The organism is Sebaldella sp. S0638, assembly GCF_024158605.1.
Classification (GTDB): Bacteria; Fusobacteriota; Fusobacteriia; order Fusobacteriales; family Leptotrichiaceae; genus Sebaldella.
In genome coordinates this window covers 25703-33268 of record NZ_JAMZGM010000043.1, presented here as the reverse complement: position 1 = coordinate 33268, position 7566 = coordinate 25703, and the positions used below count along the sequence as shown (strand labels likewise).

9 protein-coding genes are annotated in these 7566 nt (G+C 31.9%); 6 read left to right on the top strand and 3 right to left on the bottom strand.

Annotation, left to right across the window (positions count from 1 at the left end; translation table 11 throughout):
* Positions 1-200: 200 nt before the first annotated feature.
* Genes NK213_RS12160 through NK213_RS12150 form a run of 3 tightly spaced genes read right to left on the bottom strand, consistent with a single transcriptional unit; the run spans position 201 to position 1542 of the window.
* Positions 201-980 (bottom strand): IS3 family transposase, encoded by a 780-nt coding sequence (locus NK213_RS12160; RefSeq protein WP_253349525.1) that lies wholly within the window; start codon positions 978-980, stop codon positions 201-203.
* Between the two features lie 14 nt (positions 981-994).
* Positions 995-1285, bottom strand: coding sequence for a transposase (locus NK213_RS12155; RefSeq protein WP_253349523.1), 291 nt, complete (start codon positions 1283-1285; stop codon positions 995-997).
* Positions 1286-1317: 32 nt separating this feature from the next.
* On the bottom strand, positions 1318-1542 hold the full coding sequence (locus NK213_RS12150; protein ID WP_253349521.1) for an NAD(P)H-binding protein: 225 nt from the start codon (positions 1540-1542) through the stop codon (positions 1318-1320).
* A gap of 147 nt (positions 1543-1689) precedes the next feature.
* Here NK213_RS12150 and NK213_RS12145 point away from each other — a divergent pair, with 147 nt between their 5' ends.
* From NK213_RS12145 to NK213_RS12120, 6 genes are all read left to right on the top strand, one after another.
* On the top strand, positions 1690-2010 hold the full coding sequence (locus NK213_RS12145) for a winged helix-turn-helix transcriptional regulator (protein ID WP_371926422.1): 321 nt from the start codon (positions 1690-1692) through the stop codon (positions 2008-2010).
* A 172-nt stretch (positions 2011-2182) separates the two neighbouring features.
* The gene (gene der, locus NK213_RS12140; protein ID WP_253349516.1) at positions 2183-3505 is read left to right on the top strand and encodes a ribosome biogenesis GTPase Der; all 1323 of its coding nucleotides are present in this window, start codon (positions 2183-2185) and stop codon (positions 3503-3505) included.
* Positions 3505-4545: an AI-2E family transporter gene (locus NK213_RS12135; protein WP_253349514.1), complete on the top strand. Its 1041-nt coding sequence runs from the start codon at positions 3505-3507 to the stop codon at positions 4543-4545. Before der ends, NK213_RS12135 begins: the two co-directional genes overlap by 1 nt.
* Before the next feature lies 1 nt (position 4546).
* Entirely contained in the window at positions 4547-5584 is a 1038-nt protein-coding gene (locus NK213_RS12130) for an AI-2E family transporter (RefSeq protein WP_253349512.1), read from the top strand.
* Positions 5585-5722: 138 nt separating this feature from the next.
* Positions 5723-6193, top strand: a complete 471-nt coding sequence (locus tag NK213_RS12125; RefSeq protein ID WP_253349510.1) for a MarR family winged helix-turn-helix transcriptional regulator — start codon at positions 5723-5725, stop codon at positions 6191-6193.
* A gap of 158 nt (positions 6194-6351) precedes the next feature.
* On the top strand, positions 6352-7392 hold the full coding sequence (locus NK213_RS12120; protein WP_253349508.1) for an oxidoreductase: 1041 nt from the start codon (positions 6352-6354) through the stop codon (positions 7390-7392).
* Positions 7393-7566: the final 174 nt, after the last annotated feature.

Below are 7566 nucleotides of genomic sequence, written 5' to 3'. Positions count from 1 at the left end.
TTTCAAAACACCTCTTTCTTTTTTTATTATATCATTGTTTAGATTTTGGTGTTCCTACTTTACTATAGCACTACAGAAGGAAGACTGCCAATTTAAAGGTGTTTTAAAAAAGCATCCTTTAAGGGATGCAATCTTGACATGCTAATTTTTATGAGGTATATTTTAATAGATAAATCAATATATGAAAAACAAATCTTTTATTATATCAGATTTAATTTACAGACTTTCTTGCACACTCCCTCCAATATTCCACAGTCATTAAATGAATATAAATTAAAAAATTCATTTTTAAATGTATTGAAAAATCTTTCGATAACTGCATTGTCATATGGACATCCACCACGACTCATACTTTGTTTAATATCATTTTTACAGCAAAAATTTATAAATTCCTTTGAAGTGTACTGACTGCCCCGATCACTATGAAGAATTACATTTTTAAAATTCTTCCTTCTTTTCATAGCTATCTTTAAAGTCTCTACAGCTAATTCTGCAGATATACGGTTACTGTTAAGAGTAGCAATAACTTCTCTGTTATATAAATCAATAATTGTACAATTATATCTCATTTTTCCATTAGACATAGGCAAATATGTAAAATCAGTACACCATAGTTTATTAGGCTGATCTACATTAAAATTTCTATTAATTATATTTTCAAATATTTTATGAGCTTTTCTCTTCATATACAACGGTTTCCTTTTGTTAATAATTGCTTTAATTCCTAATTCTTTCATATATCTGTACACAGTCGACCTTGAAACGAGAATTCCTTCTAAATTTAAATAGTCATGCATCATTCTATAGCCTGGATTTCCATGATTCTGATGGTAAATCTCTTCTATTCTTTTTAAAATATTAAGTTTTCTTGATTCGTAATCTTTTTTTCTATGTTTTAAGTAATTGTAGTAAGCATTAGATGATATAGCGAATTTTCTAAGTAACCATCTAAGACCATATTTTAAAGAGTTTAGTTTGATAAATATATACTGTTCTAGTCTAGTTCCTTTGCAAAGAATGCCGCTGCTTTTTTTAGGAAATCATTCTCCTTTTTTACTTCAGCTAATTCTTTTTGTAATTTCATAATTTTTCTATATGAATCATTTTCATTTTTTATTTCAATATTTGTTTGGCATTCTTTGCTTCTATGATGTAGCCAGTATCTTATGGTACCTTTTCCCAGTTTATATTCTTCTGTTAAACTCTTTATTGTTCTGCCCTCTTCTAAGTGTAGCCTTATGATATGATTTTTTAATTCCTGATCATATTTTATTTTTTTAGTCATTTTTAAACAGCTCCTTTAATAATTTAATTTTATCAAACTATCACTTGCTGTTTCAACTTTAGTATACCAGAACAATCGTTATCTTTTAGATCATCATATGTAAGACTAAATAAATCTTTTTCCATAATTTTGACTTTTTTACTGTTGATCTTGCTGCTGTCACGTGCTACAGCCGTTACGTCGTGTCCTCTTTCCAAAGCTTCTTCTGCTAATAGTCTTCCTGCTTTTCCATTTGCTCCGATGATTGCTATTTTCATAATTTATCCTCCTGAATATTTATTTGATTTTTTATCTATAGTGATATATTATAATAGTATGGATAAATTGTAAAGTAAGCACTTTTTTGTGCTATAGTTACCATTAAGAAACTATTATGATAAATAAAGACTTTTGGAGGAATGAAAATGAAAAAAGAATTACCTGCATGTCCCGTTGAGGCAACACTGCAATTAATCGGAGATAAATGGAAAGTATTGATTTTACGTGATTTAATGGATGGAACAAAGCGTTTTGGAGAATTGAAAAAAGGGATTAATGGTGTATCGCAGAAGGTACTGACTTCAAATCTGCGTACAATGGAAACAAATGGTCTGGTTGCAAGAAAAGTATATGCAGAAGTACCGCCTAAGGTAGAATATACTTTGACAGAAACAGGATACAGCCTGAAACCGGTTCTTGACGTAATGACTGTATGGGGTGAGGAGTATAAAGAGAGAACAAAATAGAAGTATGAAAAGGGTGATTCTGTGCAGTGAAACAGCTGTTTGTTGTGCTGAATTTTTATATGCCGGAATAAAATTAAAAACTGTAAGAAATTATAAACGAAAATATAAAAAACTAGCCCAGAAAACTAAATAATATGATATAATTACATAACAGGAAAAAAAGGAGAAGATTATGAAACCAATAGTTGCAATAGTCGGGAGACCTAATGTAGGAAAGTCAACGCTTTTTAACAAGCTTATAGGTGAAAGATTATCGATAGTAAAAGATGAGCCCGGAGTTACAAGGGACAGATTATATAGAGATGTGGAATGGTCAGGAAAAGATTTTACTCTGGTAGATACAGGAGGTCTGGAGCCTAAGACTCAGGATTTTATTATGAGCAAAATAAAAGATCAGGCTCAGGTAGCTATAGACGAGGCAGATGTAGTTATCTTTCTTGTAGACGGGAAATACGGAATAACTGGTCTGGATGAGGAAGTGGCCTCTGTTTTGAGAAAGAAAGATAAGAAAGTCATAGTAGCCGTGAACAAAATAGATGATTATATAAAAAATCAGGAAAGAATTTATGAATTTTTTGGTCTTGGATTTGAAGAAGTGATAGGTATTTCCGGGGAGCATAAAGTCAATCTCGGAGATCTTCTTGATGCAGTAGTGGGGAAATTCGATAAAGTAAATACTGTTCAGGAGGAAGAGGTACTGAGTATAGCTGTTCTCGGGAGACCTAATGCCGGAAAATCATCTCTTGTAAATAAGATATTAAATAAGGAAAGAAGTATCGTTAGTGAGATCGCAGGAACAACAAGAGATTCTATTGATTCTGACTTCAAATATAAAAATAGAAAATACAGAATAATAGATACAGCAGGAATCAGAAGAAAATCAAAAATAGACGATGCTGTAGAATATTACAGTGTGCTGAGAGCAATAAAAGCAATCAGCAGAGCGAATGTATGTATCCTTATGCTGGATTCTACTGAGCTTGTAACAGAGCAGGATAAAAGAGTGGCCGGTCTGATATATGATGAGAAAAAACCTTTGATAATAGCCATAAATAAATGGGATCTTATAGAAAAAGACAATACAACTGTAAAGCAGTTTACAGAGCTGGTAAAAGCAGAGCTTCCGTTTTTGAGCTATGCACCGGTAATTACAATGTCGGCTTTGACCGGACAAAGAGTTATGCCTGTTCTGGATCAGATAAATGACGTATTTGAAGAATATAACAAAAAGATATCAACAGGAGTGCTAAATCAGGTACTTGGTGAAATGATTGCAGTTAATCCTGTGCCGACAAGAAAAGGAAGAGCAGTAAAAATAAATTATGTGACGCAGATAGGAACAGCACCGCCGAGATTTGTATTCTTTGCTAATGATCCTGAGCTTGTACATTTTTCATATAAAAGATATCTGGAAAATAAATTCAGGGAATATTTTGGTTTTGAAGGATCACCTATTGAATTTATCTTTAATAAGAAGAGTGAAAGGAATTTTTAATGGATATTGAAAAGGCAAAAGATAAGCTTATTACACTTGTCTTATGTTTGATATGTTTATTTCTTATGATAAAGGTTCTGCCGTATTTTGTACCGTTTTTAAATGTGATACTAAGCGCTTTGATACCGTTTATTCTTGCTTTTGTTATTACTTATGTTCTTGAGCCGGCAGTGGAATTTCTGGAAAAAAAACTGAATCTTAAAAGACTGAGTGCTTTTCTGATAGTTTATTTTGTAGTTATGCTTATTTTTATTGCTATGGTTCTGGCAATTGTGCCGGAAGTGGTAAGCCAGTTTAACAGCATGATAAACTTTATAATAAACCATCAGAGCGAAATACAGCTGAAAGCCTCTAAGTATATAGAGCATTCCAGTATAGATGTATCAGAAGTGATAAATAAGCTGAAAGAGTGGTTTTTCAGATATATATTCAGTCTGCTGAATTCCGGGATTTCACTTATAAAAGCTTTTTTCAGTATAATTTTTATGACACCTATATTTTTATTTTTACTTATGAAAGATTACCGGAGTCTGAAAATGAAGCTGAAATTTCGTGTTCTGGAAGCTGACAGAAGAGATGTTATAGTAATAATGCGTAACATAGATGTGGTATTGGGAAAATATGTAAAGGGAAAGCTGATAGACTGTTTTGTAGTGGGAACATTAGTATATATTATTTTTTCATTATTAGGACTAAAATTTGCCCTTTTATTTTCAGTTATAATAGGGATAACAAACCTTGTTCCTTATGTAGGGCCTGTAATAGGTGCAATACCGGCATGTTTATTTGCCTTGCTTCAGTCATTTAATATATTTATCGGAGTTTTACTGGCGATAGTATTTATACAGACATTGGAATCAGTATTTCTTGTGCCGTACATAACAAGTAAAACAGTGGAAATACATGAGCTTACTACCCTTTTGGTGCTGCTTATAGGGGGAAGCCTTTTCGGGATAATCGGTGCTTTAATAGCAATTCCGGTATATCTTGTAATAAAAGTAATATATGAATATTATAAAAATAATAAGTCAGGGGTATAAAATGAGAAAATACAGAGAAATAAGACAGATATTAGTGATACTGGTATTGGTACTGCTGTCGCTATATTTATTTTTTCAAAATTATGAATATGTACGAAAGCCTGTAAATATAGTGATCGGTGCTTTGATACCTTTTATTTCATCATTCATAATAGTTTATTGTCTTATGCCGTTTATAGATATACTTTCAAAAAAACTGAAAATTAATAAGAAATTCTCAATTATTATAGTTCTGAGTGTTTTTATTTTGTTTTTGTTATATATAATAGTTTCGATACTTCCGTTGGTAATAAAGCAGTTTAACGGGCTGATAAGTTATTTTGTCAATAATCAGGAACAAATCCAGAGGGAAATAAATGATTTCCTTGACGGTACGAAAATTGACCTGAAATCTGTAGTAGGGAAGGTAAGAGAATATTTATTTTCTAATTCAATGAATCTGATAAATTCCAGTATAGCGTTATTTTCAGGATTATTCAGTTTTATGTTTATGACACCTATTTTCACAGTTATGCTTTTATTCAGTTATGACAGTATAAAAATCGGATTGAGAAAAACCCTCATCAGAAACAAAAGAAAATATATACTGCCGCTTCTGAAAGATATTGACGATGCAGTAGGAAAGTATATAAAAGTAACTTTACTTGACTGTTTTATAATTGGGACACTGTCAAGTGTCGTATTATATTTTTTAAAGGTGGATTATGTGCAGTTATTCTCAATAATAATAGGAATGGGAAATCTGATACCGTTTATCGGACCTTTTATAAGTATAATTCCGGTATTGATATATGCTGCGACGAAGTCACTGAATCTGTTTATAAGCATTTTGATAATTATAACGGTACTTCAGGGGATTGAAGCAAATATCGTGAAGCCATGGCTGACAAGTAAGTCTGTGAATATTCACCCGATTACAACACTGCTGGTTATTCTGATCGGCGGATCCTTATTTGGAATAATCGGAGCTTTTATAGCAATACCTGTATATATAATAATAAAATTAGTATTTCAATTTTATATAAAAAGAGTTAAATAATTAATAAGACGGAAAATTGTAAGATGATAAGTTACCTTATAAAATAAAAGAAAATAAAGAAATTAAATTAAAATCTTGACAAATGTATAAAAAAGATATATAGTTGTAGATACAGGTAAGTGAAGGAAGTGAGAAATAATGAGTAAATGTAGAAAAGAATCAAAATTTGACGACTGTCTATATTTCACTATTTCTAGATTATTTAGAATAGCAAATAAGTACGCTGAAGATGCATTCTCAGATCTAGAGATTTGCCCGACGCACGGGTACCTGATGATACTCTTGGATGAACAAAGAGATGGATTATCAGTTAGTGAAATAGCAGATAAGTTAGCAATTGCTCCTTCCACAGTAACCAGATTTGTAGACAAACTTACAGAAAAAGGGCTTGTGGAGAGAGAAAAAGAAGGGAAAAAGTCGTATACCAAAATTACTAAAAAAGGAATAGCAGAAATGGATTCAATTTTTCAGGCTTGGCAGAAGATTAATGATAAATTCATTAGAAAAATTACTAATCTTCCATATTTAAAAGGAATTTCAAAAGATATGGGACAGCTTGCTGACTATTTAGAGGAAGGCGAAAAATTTGAGATAGACTTTACAATTTAATAATGATTCATGGAAAAATATTCCTGCCGAAGAGCTTGGAATATTTTTTTGTTTATTATTATTTTATGTAATTAACAGGACTGATATAGTTGTGTAATCAGAAAAAATGATGTAATATATAAATAATGGTAATATAAAATTTATCGGGAGGCAGACTTATGAAATTAAAAACGGCATTTATAGGATTTGGAAAAAGTACAACAAGATACCATCTTCCTTATATTTTGAGACGGGATAATATCGAGGTGGCAGCTATATATAACAGAAAGAGAAAACCTGGACTGGAGGAAAATTATAAGGATTATAATATAAAATTTACTGACAATCTTCAGGATATTCTGGATAATAAGGAAATATTACTGGTTTCTGTATGTTCCCCCCTTCAGACACATTATGAGTATGCTAAAAAATGTCTTGAAGCTGGGAAGAATGTTCTTGTGGAGAAACCTTTTACTGCCACAACAGAAGAAGCTGAGGAGCTGTTTAATCTGGCAAAGGAAAAGGGACTGGTTATAATGCCTTATCAGAACAGGAGATTTGATTCAGACTTTTTATTATTCAAAGATGCACTGGCTAATAAGAATCTGGGTGAAATAGTAGAGATCGAATCGCATTTTGACAGATTCAGACCTGACGAGGTGCTGAAACCCGGGACTCCGATAGACGGTGTATTCTGGGGGCTTGGTTCACATGCAATTGATCAGATAATATCAATATTCGGCAAGCCGAAAAAAATATATTATGATATAAGAAGCCTGAGAGATAAGACAAAACCTGATGATTATTATCATATAGAGTTGTTTTATGAAAATCTGAAAGTAATAGTAAAATCAAGCCATCTGGTATTGATGGAATATCCGAAATTTATTATACAGGGTAAAAATGGAAGTTTTATTAAATATGGCATTGATAAGCAGGAGGAATATCTGAAAGCTGGAACTATGCCATGGGAAAAAGGCTTTGGTGAAGAGCCGGAGGAAAATTACGGGCAGTTTGCATATATTGATAACGGCGGAAGAATGAGAAAAGAGATTATGCCGGTTATTCCGGGAGATTACGGGAAGATATATGACAGTCTTTATGAAGCAATCATAAATAAGCAAAAAAAGCTCGTATCCGACGAGGAAGCTCTTACGGTACTCGAAATACTAAAGATAGGAATAAAATGCGAGAATCCGAAAATTATAGACTTTAAATAGGGTATGGAATATAGAAACAGGGAGGAATTGTATAGAAATAAAATATTTTCTATAATTTCTCTCTTTTTTTAATCCAAATATAAAATTTTATGCTGCACTGCTGTTCAGTAATTATATTTTGAAATTATTTGTTTGATTTTGTAATACACGGGGATATTTATATGTATCAGATAT

What these genes read in the sequence shown, in the direction of transcription:
- NK213_RS12155 (WP_253349523.1), bottom strand. Translation starts at nt 1,285, where the DNA reads ATGACTAAAAAAATAAAATATGATCAGGAATTAAAAAATCATATCATA.
- NK213_RS12150 (WP_253349521.1), bottom strand. Translation starts at nt 1,542, where the DNA reads ATGAAAATAGCAATCATCGGAGCAAATGGAAAAGCAGGAAGACTATTA.
- NK213_RS12145 (WP_371926422.1), top strand. Translation starts at nt 1,690, where the DNA reads ATGAAAAAAGAATTACCTGCATGTCCCGTTGAGGCAACACTGCAATTA.
- der (WP_253349516.1), top strand. Translation starts at nt 2,183, where the DNA reads ATGAAACCAATAGTTGCAATAGTCGGGAGACCTAATGTAGGAAAGTCA.
- NK213_RS12135 (WP_253349514.1), top strand. Translation starts at nt 3,505, where the DNA reads ATGGATATTGAAAAGGCAAAAGATAAGCTTATTACACTTGTCTTATGT.
- NK213_RS12130 (WP_253349512.1), top strand. Translation starts at nt 4,547, where the DNA reads ATGAGAAAATACAGAGAAATAAGACAGATATTAGTGATACTGGTATTG.
- NK213_RS12125 (WP_253349510.1), top strand. Translation starts at nt 5,723, where the DNA reads ATGAGTAAATGTAGAAAAGAATCAAAATTTGACGACTGTCTATATTTC.
- NK213_RS12120 (WP_253349508.1), top strand. Translation starts at nt 6,352, where the DNA reads ATGAAATTAAAAACGGCATTTATAGGATTTGGAAAAAGTACAACAAGA.